15 protein-coding genes and 1 pseudogene are annotated in these 19,364 nt (G+C 63.6%); 9 read left to right on the forward strand and 7 right to left on the reverse strand.

Features of this window, described 5'->3' with window-relative positions:
* Positions 1-2: 2 nt before the first annotated feature.
* Together ACFRAQ_RS07680 and ACFRAQ_RS07685 are read left to right on the forward strand one after the other, a co-directional pair.
* On the forward strand, positions 3-1,304 hold the full coding sequence (locus tag ACFRAQ_RS07680) for a YhgE/Pip domain-containing protein (protein ID WP_379095417.1): 1,302 nt from the start codon (positions 3-5) through the stop codon (positions 1,302-1,304).
* A gap of 278 nt (positions 1,305-1,582) precedes the next feature.
* The gene (locus ACFRAQ_RS07685) at positions 1,583-2,788 is read left to right on the forward strand and encodes an MFS transporter (protein ID WP_379095420.1); all 1,206 of its coding nucleotides are present in this window, start codon (positions 1,583-1,585) and stop codon (positions 2,786-2,788) included.
* On the opposite strand, the pseudogene ACFRAQ_RS07690 reads toward ACFRAQ_RS07685, so the two are convergent.
* A pseudogene (locus ACFRAQ_RS07690) lies at positions 2,769-3,254 on the reverse strand (oxygenase MpaB family protein); the annotation flags it as partial. The gene ACFRAQ_RS07685 and the pseudogene ACFRAQ_RS07690 overlap by 20 nt on opposite strands.
* A gap of 193 nt (positions 3,255-3,447) precedes the next feature.
* On the opposite strand from ACFRAQ_RS07690, the gene ACFRAQ_RS07695 reads away from it, so the two are divergent.
* Genes ACFRAQ_RS07695 through ACFRAQ_RS07710 form a run of 4 tightly spaced genes read left to right on the forward strand, consistent with a single transcriptional unit; the run spans position 3,448 to position 10,173 of the window.
* The gene (locus ACFRAQ_RS07695) at positions 3,448-4,176 is read left to right on the forward strand and encodes a TnsA-like heteromeric transposase endonuclease subunit (RefSeq protein WP_379095423.1); all 729 of its coding nucleotides are present in this window, start codon (positions 3,448-3,450) and stop codon (positions 4,174-4,176) included.
* Positions 4,173-6,398, forward strand: coding sequence for a helix-turn-helix domain-containing protein (locus ACFRAQ_RS07700; protein WP_379095426.1), 2,226 nt, complete (start codon positions 4,173-4,175; stop codon positions 6,396-6,398). The genes ACFRAQ_RS07695 and ACFRAQ_RS07700 overlap by 4 nt, the downstream gene beginning before the upstream one ends.
* The gene (locus tag ACFRAQ_RS07705; RefSeq protein ID WP_379095429.1) at positions 6,395-7,543 is read left to right on the forward strand and encodes an ATP-binding protein; all 1,149 of its coding nucleotides are present in this window, start codon (positions 6,395-6,397) and stop codon (positions 7,541-7,543) included. The genes ACFRAQ_RS07700 and ACFRAQ_RS07705 overlap by 4 nt, the downstream gene beginning before the upstream one ends.
* 2 nt (positions 7,544-7,545) lie before the next feature.
* Positions 7,546-10,173: a TniQ family protein gene (locus ACFRAQ_RS07710; protein ID WP_379095432.1), complete on the forward strand. Its 2,628-nt coding sequence runs from the start codon at positions 7,546-7,548 to the stop codon at positions 10,171-10,173.
* 430 nt (positions 10,174-10,603) lie between these two features.
* On the opposite strand, the gene ACFRAQ_RS07715 is transcribed toward ACFRAQ_RS07710, so the two are convergent.
* The 4 genes from ACFRAQ_RS07715 to ACFRAQ_RS07730 form a co-directional block, all read right to left on the reverse strand.
* Positions 10,604-10,792, reverse strand: a complete 189-nt coding sequence (locus ACFRAQ_RS07715) for a hypothetical protein (RefSeq protein WP_379095435.1) — start codon at positions 10,790-10,792, stop codon at positions 10,604-10,606.
* Between the two features lie 789 nt (positions 10,793-11,581).
* Complete coding sequence (locus tag ACFRAQ_RS07720; RefSeq protein ID WP_379095438.1) at positions 11,582-12,490, reverse strand: CHAT domain-containing protein; 909 nt, start codon at positions 12,488-12,490, stop codon at positions 11,582-11,584.
* Between the two features lie 226 nt (positions 12,491-12,716).
* Positions 12,717-13,733: an HNH endonuclease gene (locus ACFRAQ_RS07725; RefSeq protein WP_379095441.1), complete on the reverse strand. Its 1,017-nt coding sequence runs from the start codon at positions 13,731-13,733 to the stop codon at positions 12,717-12,719.
* 384 nt (positions 13,734-14,117) lie between these two features.
* The gene (locus tag ACFRAQ_RS07730; RefSeq protein WP_379095444.1) at positions 14,118-15,023 is read right to left on the reverse strand and encodes a hypothetical protein; all 906 of its coding nucleotides are present in this window, start codon (positions 15,021-15,023) and stop codon (positions 14,118-14,120) included.
* Between the two features lie 224 nt (positions 15,024-15,247).
* Here ACFRAQ_RS07730 and ACFRAQ_RS07735 point away from each other — a divergent pair, with 224 nt between their 5' ends.
* Positions 15,248-15,508 carry a helix-turn-helix domain-containing protein gene (locus ACFRAQ_RS07735; RefSeq protein ID WP_379095446.1) on the forward strand — a complete coding sequence of 87 codons (261 nt, stop codon included), beginning with the start codon at positions 15,248-15,250 and terminating at the stop codon, positions 15,506-15,508.
* Between the two features lie 226 nt (positions 15,509-15,734).
* On the opposite strand, the gene ACFRAQ_RS07740 is transcribed toward ACFRAQ_RS07735, so the two are convergent.
* Together ACFRAQ_RS07740 and ACFRAQ_RS07745 are read right to left on the reverse strand one after the other, a co-directional pair.
* Positions 15,735-16,349, reverse strand: a complete 615-nt coding sequence (locus tag ACFRAQ_RS07740; RefSeq protein WP_379095449.1) for a QsdR family transcriptional regulator — start codon at positions 16,347-16,349, stop codon at positions 15,735-15,737.
* A 192-nt stretch (positions 16,350-16,541) separates the two neighbouring features.
* Positions 16,542-17,192: a TetR/AcrR family transcriptional regulator gene (locus tag ACFRAQ_RS07745; RefSeq protein WP_379095452.1), complete on the reverse strand. Its 651-nt coding sequence runs from the start codon at positions 17,190-17,192 to the stop codon at positions 16,542-16,544.
* Between the two features lie 363 nt (positions 17,193-17,555).
* On the opposite strand from ACFRAQ_RS07745, the gene ACFRAQ_RS07750 reads away from it, so the two are divergent.
* Entirely contained in the window at positions 17,556-18,179 is a 624-nt protein-coding gene (locus ACFRAQ_RS07750; protein ID WP_379095454.1) for a TetR family transcriptional regulator, read from the forward strand.
* A gap of 379 nt (positions 18,180-18,558) precedes the next feature.
* Complete coding sequence (locus ACFRAQ_RS07755) at positions 18,559-19,353, forward strand: MlaE family ABC transporter permease (RefSeq protein WP_379095462.1); 795 nt, start codon at positions 18,559-18,561, stop codon at positions 19,351-19,353.
* Positions 19,354-19,364 lie beyond the last annotated feature (11 nt).

Below are 19,364 nucleotides of genomic sequence, written 5' to 3' on the forward strand. Positions count from 1 at the left end.
CCATGGCGAACGTAGCGGAAACCGCTCCCGAATCGTTGCCGCGCAAGAGTCCCCGGGTGTGGCTGGCCCCGGCGGTCGTGGTGTCGCTGCTGATGGCGCTCCTGGCCACCATGTACCTGGCGTATGTGGTGGATCCGTCGAAGCATCTGCACGACTTTCCCGTCGCGCTGGTCGATCAGGACTCCGGCGATGTGATCGGCGGGCAGCCCACCAATGTCGGCAAGCAGATCAATGACGCTCTGGTGCAACAGATTCCGGCCGACAAGTTCGACCTGCGGGTGCTGGGTATCAGCGAGGCGCAGCAGCAGCTGAACACGGGCAAGGTGTACGGGGCGATCGTGATCCCCAGTGATTTCACCAAGCGGCTGGGCATCTTCGCGGCCGCCAGCGCCGTGCCCGGCGATGTCACCCGCCCGCAGATCACGGTGTTCACCAATCCGCGTACCGGGACCTTCGGATCGCAGGTGATGCAGAACCTCGCGGCGACGGCGCTGAAGCAGGCCAACGACACTGTCGGCCGACAGCTCACCGGCACCGTGAACACCCGGTTGCAGCCCTCCGGCGGCGTGTCCACGTTGCCGGGCCTGAGCAAGCTCATGCTGGCCGCGCCGATCGAGGTGACGGTCACGCCGTTCCATCCGCTGCCGGGCGGCACCGGCGGCGGTCTGACCGCCTTCTTCTACACCGTGATGATCCTGCTGGCGGGCTTCACGGGCGCCATGGTGATCAATGGAATGGTCGACGCCGCACTGGGTTTCGCGCCCACCGAGTTCGGACCCTGGTATGTGCACAATCCCTCCGTCTCGATCTCCCGTTTGCGCACGCTGTTCCTCAAATGGGCGGTCATGGCCGGTGTCGCGCCCGTGGTGGCGGGCATCTACATGGGGGTCGGTCAGTGGCTGGGCATGCCCATGGACCGGCCGCTGCTGCTGTTCCTCTACAGCACCTTCGCGATCATCGCGGTCGGCGTCACCGCGTTGTCGATCGTGTCGGCGCTGGGCACCATGGGCCTGCTGGTGAACCTGGTGTTGTTCATCGTGCTCGGCCTGCCCTCCTCCGGCGGCACGGTGCCGATCGAGGCGATCCCGAGGCCGATGGCCTGGCTGGCCGCGTTCGAGCCGATGCACCAGGTGTACCTCGGTGTGCGCGCCATCCTCTATTTCAACGGCGACGGCTCGGCGGGATTGAGTCACGCGTGCTGGAAGACCTTGTTCGGATTGCTGATCGGTCTGCTGGTGGGCCTGATCGTGACCGGCTACTACGACCGCAAACAACTGGATCGCGCACCCGCTGCGACCCGATAGCGCTCAGGCGGGTTGCAGCTGGCGGAAAGCGCACGGGCCGATGTCCTTCCAGCACCGGATCGGCTGCGAGAAGCTCGACATCTCGAGATAGCCCAGGCGCTGGGCGATCTCGGCGACCGGCAGGCTTCACCGCGACGAGCATCTCCTCGACCGCTCGACGGTTCCCAGGGTTGGAATCAGCGACAGGAAAAGGGTGTTCCGCCACCGCGCCGGTTGGTTCGATGCGGACGTGGTTGTAGCCGGGATAGTGCTGTGGGGTTGTTCGGGGTTCGGGTTCGATGAGTGGTGAGGGCGTCGCCGATGTCGATACGCGGGTGGTGCGGCTACGGGAATTGACCTGGCAGGTGTTCGTGCCGACCGCGGTGTTCGGGATGGGTGGCGGAGCGGCCGCCCCGATGTATCCGCTGCGCGCGCTCGAACTGGGCGCGAGCGCCGGGGCGGCGGGAATCGTGGTGGCGCTCTCGGGGTTCGGGCAGCTGCTCGCGGATCTGCCCGCGGGACAGCTCATTGCCCGGGTCGGTGAGCGGCGGGCGGTCGCCGCGGCGTCGGTGGGCGGCGCTGCCGGTGTGGTGCTGGCCATCGTCGCGCCGAATCTGGGGTGGCTGGCCGCGGGGATGCTGCTCACCGGAGCGGCCTCGGCGCTGTGGGGGCTGGCGCGGCAGACCTATCTGGTGGCCGTCGTGCCCGAGAGCGACCGCGGGCGGGCACTGTCCCTGCTGGCGGGCTCACAGCGGTTCGGGGTGTTCGCCGGGCCCCTGATCGGCGCGGGCGCGACGCACACGCTCGGGGTGACCGGCGCGATGTGGCTGCAACTGGCGGCGATCCTCGTCGGCGGGACGCTGATGATGTCGGTGCGCGATATCGACGAGGGACCCGAGCAGATCCGGCGCGGGCTGCGGGCGGTGGTGACCGAAAACCGCCGTGTGCTGGGCACACTCGGGTTCGGAGCGCTGGCGACCGGGGCGGCGCGGGCGGCTCGCGTGGCGCTGCTGCCGCTGTGGGCGGCTCATATCGGAATGAGCGCCCCGGTCATCGGGCTGATCTTCGGGATCGCCGGAGCGGTCGACGTCCTGCTGTCCTATCCGTCCGGCATCTGGCTGGACCGGTACGGGCGGCGCGCGACCGGGACACCCTCGCTGCTGCTGTTCGCGCTCGGCTACACCGCGCTGCCCCTGGCCACGACGGCCTCCGGATTGTGTGTGATCGCCGTGATCCTGGGCATCGCCAACGGTCTCAGCAACGGTCTGATCATGACCGTCGGCTCCGATGTCGCCCCACCGTCATCGCGGGCCGAATTCCTCGGCGCCTGGCGGCTGACCCACGACCTCGGCATGTTCGCGGGCCCGATCGCGGTCGGAATCATCGGCGCGGCAGCCACACTCGGTTCCGCCGGGGTCGCGCTGGGAGCGGTGGCGACCGCGGGTGCGGTCGCCGTCCGCCGCTGGTTCCCGGCGCGGGTGACGGTCAGATCGGGCGCAGATTGATCATTGTGCGCAGGCGGGCGCGGTCGCGTTCGAGGCGGCGGGCCTCGTAGGCGATGGGGAAGTAGCGGACGCGCTCGGGCAGTTTCGGGACGGTGCGGCCGATGGCCCAGCCCAGGAGTCGCAGGGCGCGTTCGTCATTGGCGGTCCACTCCAGGCCGAGCTTCTCGCGAATGCTGGCGGGGGTGGTGCCGACGGTGAAGAAGTACTGGAGGCGGCCCACCGGGGCGGTCACGGCGCGCCAGAGCGGGTGCAGGGGCGCGGGGATCTGCTGGGGCGGCGCGATCCTACGGATCACCTTCAGGTAGTCGTAGGCGACATTCGTTGTGGTCAGGTGGTTCTCGACCTGATCCCAGAACCAGGGCTCCCACTCGGCGTAGGAGGCCGGGATTTCCTTGGGGGCCACCGAGAAATTGCGCATGAGCTGCACGGTCTCCTGGTAGTAGGCCTCCTTGTCGGCGTCGGTGAGTTTTGTAGGACACCGATTGGCGCTTCATTTTCTCGGTTTGTCCTGCATACGATCTGCGTTTGTGAAGCCTTCCCGAGACACGCGATAAATCGGACAACTCGGGCGAGTCTCGATTGCGGCCTGTCGGAGTCGGTCTGGTCGGTGCGACACTTGGCTTCCCGAGTTCGACGCTGCGCAGTGATGGTGGTGTGCGATGGAGAAGCCGAGTGAAGCGGCCGTTTCTACTCGCCCCCGGGATCGAAACGGAGCGGCCGTCGAGTTCCCCTGGGATCGGCTACGCTTCGACTGGCTGGAGGGTGCGCAGCCGTGGCGGACGTTCGTGTGGCGATACGGCCAGAAGAACTACTCGGGTAGCTACTGGTCGGCGACGATGTCTGATCACGTGATCTACGAGTCGCGTCTTGAGCTGGCAAACCTTCTACTCGCCGACTTCGATCACTCAGTGAAATTTATTGCAGCGCAGCCTTTCTTGGTGACCGCTGTTGTCGACGGTCTGGCGCGCAAGCATATCCCCGATTTCGCGTTGCTGACCGATTCCGGGCCGACGATCATGGACGTCAAACCGGCACGCAAACTCGATGATCCCAAGGTTGCTTTCACCCTGGGTTGGTCACGGGTGCTGGTAGAGGAACTTGGTTGGCAGTATGTCATCGCCAGCGAACCGGACACGTTAGTAGTCGAGAACGTGCGGTTTCTGGCCGGATACCGCCGTGGATGGCTGTTTCCCACTGAACTGGTCGAGGACCTGAAATCCGGAGCGGTCGACGGACTCACCTTCGCTGAAGCATGCCGGGCGTTTCCCGACACGTCAGTACGGGTCGTGAAGGCGACGCTGCTGCATCTGCTTTGGACCGGGTGGTTCAGCGTCGACCTCGGCACGCCGTTGCAGTCGTCGATGGTGCTGGCCAGGGGCCACTTATGAGCGGGGCGCAGGTTCCGATCTGTATTGGGGCCCGTGTGATCTACGACGGCCGGATAGGGGAAGTCGTCGCGTTCGGCACCGACAGGGGAGCAGTTCTTGCCGTGGTGCGGATACCCTCGAACAACAGTCTTGTGCGAATCGCGTTGGGAGAGTTGAAGGAAGGTGGGTTGGCGAGTGTTGTACCAGATTCGCCGGACTCGCTGTCATCGGAGGATTCGGACAACGCGGACCTCGCCGGGGTCGCGCTATTGTCGCTGTCGGACATCGAACGGGAGCGGGTTCTCGATCGTGCGGCACACATCCGGGAAGTGCTGACCGGATACCGTTCCGGCCTCAAGGAATTCCCCGCACCTGGGGAGCCGCGGCCGGACTACGATCCGCGTCGGCCCCGGATCGCCCGATACACGGCCAAAGCCGCGGAGCTGTCGGTGTCGCGGCGCACGGTTCAGCAGTGGGTCGCCGACTATGAGGCATGCGGTGAAGCTGGGCTGGTGCCCAAACGCGGGTCTATGTCCAGGGATCCGTTTGGGCGCACAGATCGCCGCTGGGTGGAGGTGGCGTTGGAGGTCATGGTCGAGCACGTAGATCTGTCGAGGCCGTCGGCGGCGATGGTGATCGAGCGTGCGAACGCGCGGGTCGTCGCACGTTATGGCGCTGATGTTGTTGCGCTGCCGGGCCGGTCGACGGCCTACCGGGTGTTGGACGAGTTGGAGCAGCGTCAGCCGTTGTTCCGGTTGAGCACCAAGCGCAATCGCGATATCGCTGACCGGCCACAGACCACCTACGGGAAGCTTCGTCCGACTCGCCCGGGTGAGTACCTGTTGATGGACACCACCACGTTGGATGTGTTCGCGCTGGATCCGATGACGCTGGAGTGGGTGCAGGCGCAGTTGACCGTCGCGATGGACTGGTACTCACGCTGCATTGTCGGGATCAGAGTCACCCCGGTCTCGACGAAGGCCGTGGATGCGGCCGCGACGCTGTATCAGGTGTTTCGTCCGCCGCCGGTGGGTAAGGATTGGCCTGCGCACGCGGTCTGGCCCGACCCGGGGATTCCGCGGTGGGTGTTGTTGGACGACAAGGCGATTAATGGTCCGATGGTGGATGCTGCGCATCCGGCGCTGGTACCCGAGACCGTCGTCATCGACCACGGCAAGATCTTCGTGTCCGCACACCTGACTAGCGTGTGCCGGCGCATGGGTATCTCGATCCAGCCTGCACGGTTACGGACCGGCCGAGACAAGGGGCCCGTGGAACGGTTCTTCCGGACCTTGCGCGAGGATCTGCTACAGATCCTCCCTGGGTACAAGGGCCCCGACCTGCACTCACGAGGCTTGAACCCGGAGATGGACGCATTCTTCTACCTCAACGAGATCGAGTCGAAAATCCGTGAGTGGGTGGCGTCGGTATATCACCACCGCCCTCACGACGGGCTGGTCGAACCCTATTTGCCGAAACTCGACCTATCACCGGCGATGATGTTCGAGCACGGCATCGCACGCGCCGGGTACGTCGAGGTGCCGCGAGATCCAGATCTGGCCAAGGAATTCCTGAAGCCTGAGATCCGAAGCATCCAGCACTACGGCGTCCAATGGGACTACCGCATCTACCGCGACCTACCAGAAGCCGAACGTGACGAGTCCGCGCCGACGTTGGCCGACTGCGAGCAGCGAGTGATGTGGAACCAGGGGAAACGCTGCCGCGGCATCGCGATTCACGTCAATCCCGACGACATCACCCGCATTTACACCAAAGACCGAAGGGGGCGTTGGGTGACGCTGGTGTGGGAACACGCCGCGTCGCTGAACATGCCGATGAGCGTGGACGCGATGGCCTTTGCCCGGCGGCTCGCCGCAGCGAAATACACCTACCCCAACGACAAACTCGCCGCCGCTGACCTTTTCGAACGCTGGAATCTCGGTCTTGGCCAGAGCCGCGCAGAGCGGCGGATGGCCTTGAGGTTGGCCCGCAACCAGGCAGCGCTGCTCGAAATGACCACCGCGGTGCCAGACCCCGATGCCAGCCAGATTCCCTCAGGCCAGACTCTCTCGGTCGCCACCGTCATCGACGCCAATCGTGCGAGCACGACGCCACCCAATGCTGGAGACGACGACAGTGCACCCGAAGGCGGTGACACCGACACCATCGACGACGACGATCTGTACGAGTTCCCCGACGACGATCTCGACGACTTCTACGCCGACGCAGTGGAGGACGTATGAGCAAGCGGATACCGGCCGGGCCGGCCGGCGACACAGCGCGCCTGGACAACCTGACTCTCGCACGCAAAGAGGGCTGGCACCATCACGTGTACGCAGCACCGCGACAACAACCGGAGATGCTGAGTATCAAGCAGCTCGCTGCGCTCGAGCCGCGCGATCTGGCCGCTCATAACCGCAAGAGGGCGGTGTGGCACGCGAACCTCGGGCCGTTGCGAACTCCGATGCTGGAAGAACTCCACGAGGATCTGGCCGACATCCTCGGCAGCAACCAGCAGGACGGCGACAAAGCCAAAGGCGCGATCGGTGTCGATGCCGGGCCAGGTCAGGGGAAGACGACGGCTGCGCTGGCCTACGCCAAGAAGCTCCATCAAGACATCGTTCTGGAGTACGGGGCATTCACCGACGACGGGCATGAACGGTGGCCGGTGTGCCGGGTTGGGTTGACCGGCAACACCGGAATCCGTGACTTCAACCGCGCCATGCTGAGGTTCTACGGCCATCCAGGCTCCGAACGCGGGTCGGCCGGTGATTTCGCTGATCGCGCTCTCGATTGCGTGCTGGCCTGCGAGACGAAACTGATCATCGTCGATGACCTGCACTTCTTGAAGATGAACGAGAAGGCCAGTGTCGAGGTCAGCAACCATTTCAAGTACATCGCAAACGAGTTCCCGGTCACCCTGCTGTTCATCGGCATGGATCTGGGTGCGCGGGGATTGTTCTCCGAGGGGTCGTCATACGCCGATCTCGTGCTGGGGCAAAGCGGTCGCCGCACTACTCCGTTGACGATGCGGACCTTCACCATCGACACCGAGGAAGCCCGCTACGATTGGCGAAACACGTTGTTGGCCATCGAACAACGGCTCGTGCTGGCCAACAAGTACCCCGGTATGCTCGCCGACGTGTTGTCGGACTATCTGTTCGCACGAAGCACCGGCATCATCGGCTCGCTGATCACTGTGATCAACCGCGGCTGTCAACGCGCGATCCGGCAAGGCGTCGAATGCCTCGATGAGAAGCTGCTGGACAAGGTGAAGATCGACGGCGCCGCCGAATCCGCCTTCAAGGAGATGATGCAGGCATTCGCATCCGGTCGCCTCACCAGCAAACCTGGCAGGAAGCCGACGCGACGTCACCGCGGGTTGTAACGATGGACTCGCGCACGCTGCCGATCCGGGTGGCACCCCACGACGGCGAGGCCCTGGATTCCTGGCTTGAGGCGATCGCCGCACGAACCCGCACAGACTGGGCGGCGCTATTGTCTGCAACCGGGCTGAGCTCCGACTATGCCCGCAAACGGCAGAACGTAGTCGAATTGACCGATGTGGAAGCCGCAGCGCTAGCAGTTGCGACCAGCCTGGACATCAACGCGATCCACGCGATGACATTGAGGCGTTTCAACGGTGTCGCGGTCCGCCTCCTGCCCGACCGTCGTGTCGACCGCCGTTTTCCCTGGAGCAGGGAACGCGGCAGTCGATTCTGCCCCCGCTGCCTGGGCGATACTGGTGGACGATGGCAGTTGAACTGGCGGTTGGGCTGGTCCTTCGCGTGCCTACAACATCGGTGTCTGCTCGCCGATGTCTGCCCACATTGCGTCAATTATCAACGCTATCGCGCGTTTTCCGGGCACACGGTGCCGACACCAGGACGTTGCGCAAGCGCGACCCCCGGGGGCCCTCACCTCACGCGATGCGGTGCCGACCTGAGCACCACGCCTGTCACCATGCTTGTACCTGACCATCCGGTTCTGGTCGCCCAAGGGCTAATCGACGCAATCATCCGTTGCGGTGCGTCGGATTTCGGTCTCTACGCAGGCAATCCGCAACCTACCGCCACCGTGCTCGCCGACATGAGAGAGATTGGCAGCCGAGTCCTACGAGACGCCCGCGACAGAGAACTAGCCACAGTCGCCGACCCCGCCCTGCTGGCCGCCTACCGCAATTCACAGGAATTCCGCCCGAAATGGCGTACACACCCTGACACGAGGCGGTGGGCCACGCCTGCTGCGGCGGCCACCGCTGCGGTCGGTGTCGTGGGCGCGCTGCATGTGCTCGGTGCTGGCAGCGGCGCCCAGGCTGCTGACCGACTCAGATGGGTGCTTGAGTTGAGTCGTCGGGAGGGGAGGGCCATCAATCCCGCAACCCTGGGCAAACTACGCCACATCAGCCCTGTGCTGGCGAGAACCCAACTCGCCGCGCTCGGGCCTTACCTTGCGCCTCTCGCTCAGCTGCGCTACCGAACCAGCGAGACCACTTTGCGTACGACACAGGCGGGACCGGCATGCAGGGCCCAACCGCTAGTGACACGTCTGCCGGCGATGCTGTGGCAGGAATGGGCGTTACGGTTCATCGTCAGGGGCTGCAGCTATCGGCGGCTGCGGGCCGCGCTGCCCGTCGCACTCTTGCATGTCGGGACACCTGTGACGCTGACTCAAGCCCTCACGCTGCTCGACAGCCCTATCGGCGAGCAACTCGTTGGGCATGTCGTGGGCACTCTCGAACGAGATAGTCGTTGGCCCGACATTCGATCGGGATTGATCCGGATGGCCGACCATCTCGCTGAAATCGAGGTCCCGATCAACTACCAGCGCCGACGCAGCATCGACTACACCGGGCTCATGCCAGAACGAGTGTGGAGGAGGATCTGTCGCGACACCGGCACCGCTGGTCCATCGGGCAACCGGGCCGACACCGTCCGCTATTACCTGTTCGCGCGGCTCAGTGGTCTTCCGTTCGACGCGCGCCCAGAGGACTTCGGCGACACTCGTCTTCGGTTCGAGGCCACCGAGTTCCCTCGATATCTGACCCCCAAACTCGCCGCCGCGCTCGACGCATACGCCACTGAGTTTCTTGCTGTGCACGGCATTGTCAAAGAACCGGTGATCTGGCGGCCCACGCCAGCGATATTGGATGCGTTGGACCTACCCGGCCCCGACCCCGCGACCATCGATGTGCCTCGGTTGCATCAACTAGTTAGCGCCGCCGGTCAAACACGCAAAGGCTCAACTCGCCGTGCTACCCAAACTCTCAGCACCACCCCGCCCATCGTGCGGTACCTCCTTGAGGTTTATCCGGTAGCACCGCGACCCCAGGCGCGCCGGGGCGAAGTCTGGTCCCGAGCTCTGCGGATACTTCCCGAGCAGCTGCTCACGGAGCTCTATCTCGAGCGCGGGCACAGCGTGGCTACTATCGCGGCGCAGACCGGAATTAGTCGGAAGGTCGTCACCCGCCTGGCCGACCATTATGGGATCGCGCGCAGACCCCATGTCACTCCACGTACTCCAAGGGTGGATCGCGACTGGTTCTACGATCAGTACATCAACTGCCAGCGATCGTTGAAAGACCTCTCGAATGACACGGGTGTCGACCTTGCCTCCCTGGTGTATTGGGCTGATCGCTACGGCATTCGTCGGCGCGCGTCGGGCGCCCTCGGCCACCGGGCGACAGTGGAGGCGCAGGTATTGGCGGAGTCTGCACCTGAAGTGCTCCGCACCGCGTTGCAGAGTCCATACGGGTGGCAACGTCTTTCGCGATTCGTCGTGGTCGCAAATCTACCCACCTTGAGCATCGGCGCGGCGCAGCTGGGAGTTCACAAATGCAATCTCGTCACGCAGATCCGTCGCCTCGAACATGACGTCGGAGGCGCACTGTTCACCGATAATCCTGGCAACGGACAGTTGAAGACGACACCGTTGGGCGAGATGGTCCTCGCCGCGATGCAGTCGATGACTGCGGTGGCATTGGGCGAACAGAATCTATCTCCTGGTAGTGACGATTGACCGCAGGGCGTCGCTTGCAGGCCCCGTGGAGCAGTGTTACAACCGCGCTGGAGTCTACCCCAAACGCGTGCTGGCACACCATGAATGGGCTGCAGTGGGGATTACAGACCTATAGAGCGTGGAGGTGCTCGGGGCCGTGGCGGTCAGCCAGCAGAGTTGACGACTGTTCTTGGCGGGCAATGGTTACGGAGGATTGCGGTCACGGAGGCGTGATACCAGGTTGTCTGCAGTCTGTTCGGCCCACTCAAGGGCGAATATGTCCAGTTTTGCCTCGGTCAAGCGGGCGTGCCACGCTGCGCTAGCCACTTCCGACGAGACTTTCCGATCTTCAGTCATGACGTGAACATATCTGGACGCGGCGACATGGGTGGTGATCCTTCACACCGCAGCGCTGCGAGGCGTTCCACGATCAGTTCATGGGCGAGCTGTTTCAGGAGGCGGCGTTGTGGCCGACATTTCTGGCGTGGAAGAACGCTTGACCCGCGGTGACGTCGGTGCCGGTGAATAAGCCGAGCACGCCGCATGGATCGATGGGCTCGATCTCAGCGTAGCTGTCGGTGATCGCGGTGATCCTGCCTTGTAGGACGGCGGCGTAAATGGCCGATCGTGTGCTGCCCATCGAGGTGGATGTCGAGATCGTGGACGATGCAGAACTCGTATTCGTCGCTAACCGCGAGGTCGGTGGGTCTGTCCAACCTGAAGCCCAGGACCTGCCAGCTCATCGGAACTAGTTGCCCGGACAGCAATTTCGCGGCCGTCGCAATCCCATCCCCTCTCGAATCCTCCCAGCCCGGCGGTCCCCGACCAGCCTCCAAACGACAGATTCGAAATGCCGGGCTGGAGACACTATTCGCACCGGCAGGCAGATCGCCAGGCACTTCCCCAGTAACGCCGAGCCAGTGAGGTCCGGCCGGCCAGGAACGTGGATCTTGCGACGTTGGCGGGAATCCCACCTCGGTCGGCGATCTCGATGCCGGGCCCGCGGCTTGTCACGTGACGGTGCGGTGAAGGCTCGGGCCCGTCGCGCGGCGGCCGCGACCAACAGATTGCCGGCGCAGGGTGGCCGCCCCCGTAGTCGCCATGGCGAAGCCGACTGCCATGGGGCGCCGCAGCCCTGCTCGGGTCATTCAGCGCGATGCCGCGGTCACTGACCACCCTGGGTCTCGCGACGATGACCCTCGCCATGTAGGCGGCGCTCCGTTCACTGTCGCCCGCCATCGCCTCGACCGGAGGTGTGAGCCGATTCGTACGCATCCCGCCACGATTGGCGGCCAAGGCTCTGCCATCTACCAGTTGCTCGACGGCCTACATTGCCTCGGTCGCATGAGATCTCAGCCATCCGCACAACTGGATCGGCGGAAAGCCTTCGATCGGACCGTGGACCCGAGGTGAAAGATACGTCCAGTAGCTACTGCGTCGGCGCGGCGACGAGTTTCACAGACTTAGGCTCGACACCGTCCGCGACCGCCAGGCAGGGCGCTTCATGATCCCCGTCTTTCAACTCCACACCCGCTCGTCCGGCCGAGAACGCAGCCCACACCGAGTGGCCGTTCGCCACCGACGAATAGAAGCTGGTCGCGAATACCAGCGCGTCCACGTCAGCCACGCTACCGCGCATACCTATTGCCAATGGCGCGAAGTGCTCGACGAGTGCCTCTGCCGTCTCGGCCGAGTAACAGGCGTTGAGCACCACCAGTTTCGGTGGCTCGTCGGTGGCCGCACATGCCGCCGCCAATGCACGCTCGGTGACCACAACGCCCTCATGATGCTCGTCCAGGTCTCGTTCGAGCGCGATCAGCTTGTCGTTACCGTGGCCGGCGAAGTGCACGACATGTGGGCGGAACTTTGCGATCCCTTCCTGAAGGTCGGCAGCCGTTGCGGACAGCCGAACATCGAATTGAACGCGGTCACGGTGCAAAGCGGCTTCCACAGCCTTACGGATCCGCGTGTGTTCGCGTGTGATCCGCAGGTCTCCCCTGGGTGAGGCGCCCAGCATCAGGATTCGGAGCGTCTCCGCCGCGGATTCGGCCGATGCGTGACCGAGAGTGGATCTACCTGAGATCACGTCGTACTTCGCACCGGTGTGATCGAGTGTGCTGCTGCCGAGAGGGCTTTGGAGTACGTGGACTTCACGCAGCCGCATTGTCTTCGTTTTGCCATTCGGCAGCGTGTCCGTCACCTCGTCACCGTCTTCGACGTCAGCATCGACTCTAAACGTGATTCCATGCTGGGGGCCGAGGTCCATCGCCTCGATATCGAACGCGGTCGCTGTACCGTCGTCAGCTACACGGCGCAGCTTCATCATTTTGCCCTGCATGTTTCGTGGAACCATCCGAGCCCCTTCGACGCCACCTTCGCTGTCAGCAGTGTAGCCATGGGACCGTTAGGGGCTTACTCTCCTGACTGAAGCTCTCGGCCAAGGCAGGTGGCTAGGCCGAGTCGAAGGGTGGGGAGGTCGAGAAGCCGCCAGCCACTGCGACTGTTCTTCGCCTCTTCGCCTCTTCGCCGAAATCCGCAACGGACAATCGCATTGGCCTCATCGCTCAACGCTGTAGTTGCGGCGAGGAGTCGGTGCGGCCGTCTAGGTCCACGAAATCCGTGACGATCCGGGTGTTCTCGCACCAGAACCGCACCGCGAACCGGCCGCTGTCATGCGCTTCGCGTTGCAGATAGTCGAGCCCGTCGCCGTGGGCTTCGGTGACAGCAGCTTCGGCGGACATGCTGGCGGTATACGAGCCTGATATCCGGAACGACTCTTCGTCAACCAGGTAGCGGAGAGCGTATATCTCTATCCTCAGCCGTCCGCTCGGCGTCGACACATCGGGCGCGACATGGCCTTCGGCTTCGACCTGGTCGGCGATATCATCGCGCAGTCGATCGGTTACGGCGGCTCGCACCGCATCTAATGGCTCCAGAACCTCTTGGTCGAAGGCCAGTCCGGTCAGCACTTCGAAGCTGTCTCTTACCCGTCGGCTTTCCTGGTCCAACACCAGGACCATGGGTTCCTCGTCGTCGGTACTGGGGTCCCAGAGATCCTCCGTGGTGACGTAGTCCAGGGCCCCCAAACGGGCGTCGATCAGCGGGGCGAACGTCGCGAGCGCGGCGCGGGTCCGGCCGTCATCGAGATCCGCGGTTGTGACCGCTAACAGCGCTTTCACAACACGAGCGGAAGATTCGAATGATGCGACGGTAGCGACGACATCGGCAGCCTTCTCACGCGCCATCGTCAAAAATCTTGTGAAGCGGTTTGACCGATTGAGTGAGTTGCTCTTCTCGATGTTGCATGGGCGCGAGCAGATGGGACCGAGGTTCGCTGGGGCGTCGATGTCATACCCGGCGGTGACTGCCTCCTTGCCTAGCAAATCCTCCACCAACCGATCGCGGTCTTTGGGCGAAGCAGACCGTGGAATGATGTGGTCGACGTCGACTTCGTTGAAGTCCCGCGGCTTGCCGCACCAGTAGCAACACCCCTTCCATGCCAGCAGCAGCGCTAGGCGCAAGCGTGCGTTGGCCTGGCTGTCACCTGAGCGGTATCGGACTGCTGTCGTTGTGGAGGGCACAACCGAAAACTACTCCCAGCCGATACGGTGCACCCCTACGTCTGCTGATCGCAGGAGATCCTCGGACTGGACTTCATACAATCTCGTGGCCTGTCCGAATACGCCACTCAGTCTGTGCGATCCGAGGTGTCCTTGTTCTGGGAAGCTCGGTCTGCGAGCACGTCAGCGATCAACACCGAGACCAGTTGGCTGGGAGCGAGTCTCGTTTGTTCTGCTGAGCTCGTCGACGCGCCCGTTGGTAGGGATGGGCAATCCCAGGAAGTTCTTCCTGACGGCTCTCGTCAGCCGATGGTGCTGTCGATGCGGAGCCGCTACTGGTCTATGTCGGATCAGTCCCTCCCTAGGGGGAGATCCTGATCCGACAGGGCACCAATGGTCAGGCTGCTACGCAGCATTGAGCGCCGCAGTGGCCCTCTTGAGCTCGGAGCGGCGATGGGTTTCTGCCTTGGCCCGCTCACCGCGGCGAAGCTGGTTGTCTACCAAGCAGATCCATCCCTGGGTTTCCAGCCATCGTTGCTGAGCCTGTCCATCGAGGGCGTTGAGAAATAGCGGTATCCCCTTCGCGTCGGTTTGTGTCGCTGCGATATCGGCCCAGTCGGGACTTGCGCCGCCGTGCGTCCGCCGGTAGATGCCGATGGATCGGGCTACGAGAAAGCCGACGGTGCTCGGCTTCGCCTGCGAGACATGGTCTCCGTGGAAGCGGGTGTGGAAGCGCCGGCCCACGCACAGCGACCGCGGACTCGAGTTCGAGGCGATCCAGCCCAGCTTGTCGAGTAGTGCGAAGGTGAGGTTCCTGGCCAGCCGCTGATCAGGCAGATCGCCCAGCGAGAACAGCCACCAGTCGATCGAGGGGCCGCTGTTCCAGAGTTCATGCCATGTCGGACCGGTGCCGCAGGCTGCCCAATAGCCCGCGATCTCGCCAGCCAGCATTTCTCCGAGCGTATCGGCGTCGCCGGCGACGATCGATTGCAGATGCTTGGACTCGGCGCGGCGTTCTCGCAGGCATTCGCCGCTGTTCATCCCAGGGGGATTGGCGTGGGCGGATTTCAGCGCTTCCACGGTGGGAACCTGACCTGCTTGCAGCAGTTCGATGATCCATTCGGTTTCGACGTTGCAATGGCGGGCCAAATCGACGGGCTCCCGCTGGGGGAAACCGTGCAGTGCTGGAGCAATCGCGCGCGACAGGCGGATCGCAGCATCCGTGTCCCCGGCGAGTGGGGTAGTGGCGAGCCATGCCTCGGCGCAGGGGTCGATTCCTGACCTGCGCCCTTTCAGGATCACTGTGGACAACGCTCAAGCTCCGATCTCGTGTGAGTGGTAGGCCACGCGAGGCAGGGCTGGTCCGGGCGACCGTCCCGCCGCACTGGCTTGCGCGGACTTGTCGGTCGGTCCGGTGAAGAAGGTCGCACAGAGCGATCGGATCTGGATAGTACGACGTTCATGCATCAAATGGAAGCAAATGAGACGTTGCCGCTCTGGATCATTGTGCGCTGGACGTATGGGCTTGAGTCGAAATGTCTGGCCTTGGCGATCGTTCAGCTACTCCGGCCGGTGCTGCATTCGGGGCGCGTGTCCGTGCCCGCTGGACGGAGCTGGGGTGGAGCCCAGAAACCGCTGCGCACGCATGCGGTGTTCATTGGACTTATCTGGGACAGATTGAACGCGGGCGGCGCAGTCCTCGACTGGAGAATATCCTGCGGTTCGCCGACGGACTTCAGACAACTCCGGGCGTGCTTCTGGATGGATTGCCCCTACCTCCACCGGTCAACGAGTAGCTGTTTGCTCTCGCTGATCGCCTGGGCTCGGGTGCGGCCAAGGATTGAACGAGTCGGGATCTGTGGTCGATACTCGTGAGTCCAAGCGGGGATATGGATTTCGATGACAGTGAGCGCCGCACACTCCTCGACGAGGGTGTCGATCCGGATGATTCGGAGGTCATCCCAGCAGCGGATCTCTGGTGGGGGGCGATCGTCTGGCTGGACGGCGTCGGCTTGGCTCGGGTCACCGTTGTTGGTAACGACGCCCGCTGCCCTCTGTGCGCAAGAGTGCGGTGTGGACTTGGCGCAGGCGCTCCGCATCGCCTCGAAATCCGGCTACCGCGTCGTTATAGAGGAAAGCCTCCCACAATCGGACAACCGCATAGGCGAGAGTATCGCGGTCGATAGGTGGGTGGTAGCCCTCGTTCTCGGCCTGCTCGAGGAGCTGCTCCACAGCCGCTACTGCAGCCTTATGAACCGGCCCGTCGCTTCGGGTGACTAGACGCAAGGCAGCGGTGGATTCGTTGTCGAAATAGGCTCGCAAGGAGTTGTCTTCGACGAGCAGGTCGACGGCGCGGTCGAGGATCTGCTCGAGTCGCTCGCCTCCGGTCGTGGTGCAGTGCAGTTGAATCAGGGACATCATTCGCTCTAGTTGACGAGCGATCGCTGCGGCGAGCAGCCCGTCGCGAGAACCGAACCAGCGGTAGATGCTTGCCCGACCCACGCCCAGTTTCGCCGCAATAGCGTTCACATCCAGGCGCTTACCAGAGAGGAAGACCTCGATGGCGGCCGACAGCACATCTTCGCGGCTGGCCGACGCAGGTCGGCCGGGAGCTCTGGATTCTGGGCTTCGCGTCATGCGGAAAGCCTAGGACTCGCACACGAAAGTCCGGTTCACGAGCCCGAGGCTCGTGTTCATGGGCACTAGAATACGCAGCTGGTGGTTGTTCCGGAAGTTGCCTCCATTGCAGCAAACCGGTTCGACTCCAAGTTATTTCACCGTGCCCCAAGGCTGCGATCGCCGCATCCGCGGTCGTGGTGGTCGTCGTGCTCATCGGGTGGATCCTTCCGAGTCGGCAGCGATGATGTCTGATCGAGGCGGGGCTGGGATGGCGCTTCTGCTGTGCGTCAGCGGCACTCGGGACAGTCCGCCCCAGCACAGCGCGGTGATTGCGTCGACCGCTTCCTCTTTCTGGATCGGCCGGTCTGCCTCCAGCCAGTGGCGAGCGGCGGTCTGGCTGGCGCCCACCAAACCCACGGCCAGGATGCGAGCCGGATAGGGGTCCAATCCAGAGTCGTGGGCAACCAGATCGAACACCGCGTCCACGCATGCTTCGACAGCCTTCTCGACTCGGCGCTGCACCTGTGGTTCATTGGTTAGGTCCCCATCGAAGATCAACCGATAGCCCTGCGTCTCGAGATCGACGAAATCGAAGTGCGCCCGCACCGCGGCGCGCACCCGGCGGTGGTTGTCGGTGGTGGAACGCAGCGCTTGGCGCACGCCGGAGACCAGTGCGTCGATGCAGTTCTGCAGCACGGCCAGATACAGCTCGAGCTTGCTCGAAAAATGCCGGTACACAGTGGGTTTGCTGAATCCGAGCCGACCTGCGATCTCGTCCATGGCCGCCGCGTGATAGCCGCGCCGCACGAACACCTCGGTGGCTGCGTCGAGAAGTTGCTGTCGGCGAACCGTGTGCGACACCCGCCTGGGTCCGCGGGACCGAATCTCATCGTCGACTTCCGTGGACAAGCTACGCGATCTCACGCTCGGTCGGCTCCGGCCTCGCGCAGCAGCCCGAACAGCCACAAGTAGCGCTTGCGGTCACGCCAGTGCGGGGGAGCCGGTGTGTTCCCCGGCTCGCCGGGTTGAGATGTCCTCATCGTTTTCCTCCTCGTGGAAATCTCCGAATGACCCGGCGGGTGGCGGCGGGGATGGACCGAAGCGGTGTGTCACGGCTCTGACGGAGTGTTTGCAGAGTATGAAGGATTGACAATATTGAATACAGTTTGAGTACAACTGTCAACGATGAGTACGAACGGGTGTTCGCTGGGATACGATTGCGACGTGACTGAAGCGTCGAAGTTTCGCTCCGAAGTGCGTCACGTTATGCGTGAACGTGCACTGGAGACGGCTCGGCAGCTCGTCTGTACCGAAGGCTGGGGCGCGGTGAGCATGTCCCGCGTGGCCAGGGAGATCGGCATCAGCCGGCCGGTTCTCTACAAGGAGCTCGGCTCCAAGGACGCCCTGGCTCAGGGCATCGTCATGCGCGAGGTCGACATTTTCATGAAGGGTGTTGCGGAAACCCTGACCGGGTATCCTGCCGACCCTGTCTCGGGTCTGGCTGCGGCCAGCGCCTACGCGCTGCGCAATGCCGCGGAGAATACCCTGATCAAGGCCATTCTGTCGGGTCGCCAAGCTGGTGACACGGCACTGCTTCCGGTGGTGGTGACCGAGCCTGAGCCGGTTCTCGTCCGGGTGCTCGAAGCGCTCACCGATGTCGTTCGCAGGCAGTACGGACTACCAGCGATCAATGATGAAGACCTCGGGTCGATGGTCGAAGTCGTCGTCCGCATGACCCTCAGTCACATGTTTCAGCCGCTCGGCGCGGTAGAACGCGCGGTCGGGCAGATAGCGGCAGTGGTAGCCGGGATTTTCGGGCGGACGTCGGCGCCCGTCATCACGGTGTAGTTGGAGTCGGGCATCCCGCACAAGCTGTGACCCCTGGAGCCTGGGTCTCCCGTGTCGTCGGTTCAGGTGTCGTCACCTCGCGACAAAATTAGAACATCTGGTATTTCTGTTTACAGTTTGCGCCTACCTGTATTGCGAATTGTCATATTCATCGCTATCGTTCGGAACGATCCGGATCACACCTGCTGATCGAAGTGGTGCGGATCACCACAACCGTGGCGCTTTCGGCAGCTTGCCCCCGTGATAACGAGGGACTTCTGCTCGCCGAGGAGGTCCACACGGCGATGCCGGGTTCATTTCCCTTCGCGTGACATTTCCGGACATCTATGTGTGTTGTGTCCGATCGCGCGCGAGAGCCCGAGGTCAGGAATGGAGCGCGATGTCGGCAACGGAACCTCAGCTGTCCAAGCTGACGGCAGCAGCGGTGGCGGGCGCTCGGGGAGCGCCACGCGTGCTCGGGGCGTTCTACGCGACGGCGCTCGAGACATTCCGCTATATGCCCCGTCGGCCGTTCCAACTGCGGGAATTCGTATCCCAGGCGTGGTTCATCGCGAGCGTCTCGATCGTGCCAACACTGCTGATGGCCATCCCGTTCTGCGTCATGGTGGTGTTCCAGATCAACGTGCTGCTCAACGAGATCGGCGCCATCGACCTGTCCGGCGCCGGCGCCGGCGTCGCGGTGGTCCGCGAGATCGGCCCGATCGTCACCGTTCTCGCCGTCGCCGGAACCGGAGCGACCGCGATTTGTGCCGACCTGGGGTCGCGGACCATCCGCGAGGAGATCGACGCGATGCGGGTGCTCGGCATCAATCCCATTCAGCGACTGGTCGTTCCGCGCGTCCTCGCGTCCACCGTGGTCGCCCTGTTCCTCAACGGTCTGGTCACCGCGGTGGGTCTGACCGGCGGCTATCTGTACGCCGTGTACCTGCAGGGGGCGACACCGGGGCAGTTCATCACCGCGATCCCGATCCTCACCGGAATACCGGACCTGCTGGTCAGCGAGCTCAAAGCCACCGTATTCGGGCTGCTCGCCGGGCTGGTCGCCTGCCATCTCGGTCTGAACGTCAAGGGCGGGCCGAAAGGTGTCGGCGACGCGGTCAATCAGACCGTCGTCTTCAGCTTCGTCCTGCTCTTCTTCGCCAATGCCATCATCACGACCCTTTCGCTGCACTGACCGGAGCGTTC

Origin of the sequence: Nocardia sp. NPDC056611 (assembly GCF_042792755.1) — a bacterium.
In the GTDB taxonomy this organism is placed as follows: Bacteria; Actinomycetota; Actinomycetes; order Mycobacteriales; family Mycobacteriaceae; genus Nocardia.

Coding starts and splice junctions, on each gene's coding strand:
- ACFRAQ_RS07740 (WP_379095449.1), bottom strand. CDS start 16,349: ATGACGCGAAGCCCAGAATCCAGAGCTCCCGGCCGACCTGCGTCGGCC.
- ACFRAQ_RS07680 (WP_379095417.1), top strand. CDS start 3: ATGGCGAACGTAGCGGAAACCGCTCCCGAATCGTTGCCGCGCAAGAGT.
- ACFRAQ_RS07705 (WP_379095429.1), top strand. CDS start 6,395: ATGAGCAAGCGGATACCGGCCGGGCCGGCCGGCGACACAGCGCGCCTG.
- ACFRAQ_RS07720 (WP_379095438.1), bottom strand. CDS start 12,490: ATGCAGGGCAAAATGATGAAGCTGCGCCGTGTAGCTGACGACGGTACA.
- ACFRAQ_RS07715 (WP_379095435.1), bottom strand. CDS start 10,792: ATGGGCAGCACACGATCGGCCATTTACGCCGCCGTCCTACAAGGCAGG.
- ACFRAQ_RS07685 (WP_379095420.1), top strand. CDS start 1,583: ATGAGTGGTGAGGGCGTCGCCGATGTCGATACGCGGGTGGTGCGGCTA.
- ACFRAQ_RS07755 (WP_379095462.1), top strand. CDS start 18,559: ATGTCGGCAACGGAACCTCAGCTGTCCAAGCTGACGGCAGCAGCGGTG.
- ACFRAQ_RS07735 (WP_379095446.1), top strand. CDS start 15,248: ATGTCTGGCCTTGGCGATCGTTCAGCTACTCCGGCCGGTGCTGCATTC.
- ACFRAQ_RS07695 (WP_379095423.1), top strand. CDS start 3,448: ATGGAGAAGCCGAGTGAAGCGGCCGTTTCTACTCGCCCCCGGGATCGA.
- ACFRAQ_RS07700 (WP_379095426.1), top strand. CDS start 4,173: ATGAGCGGGGCGCAGGTTCCGATCTGTATTGGGGCCCGTGTGATCTAC.
- ACFRAQ_RS07710 (WP_379095432.1), top strand. CDS start 7,546: ATGGACTCGCGCACGCTGCCGATCCGGGTGGCACCCCACGACGGCGAG.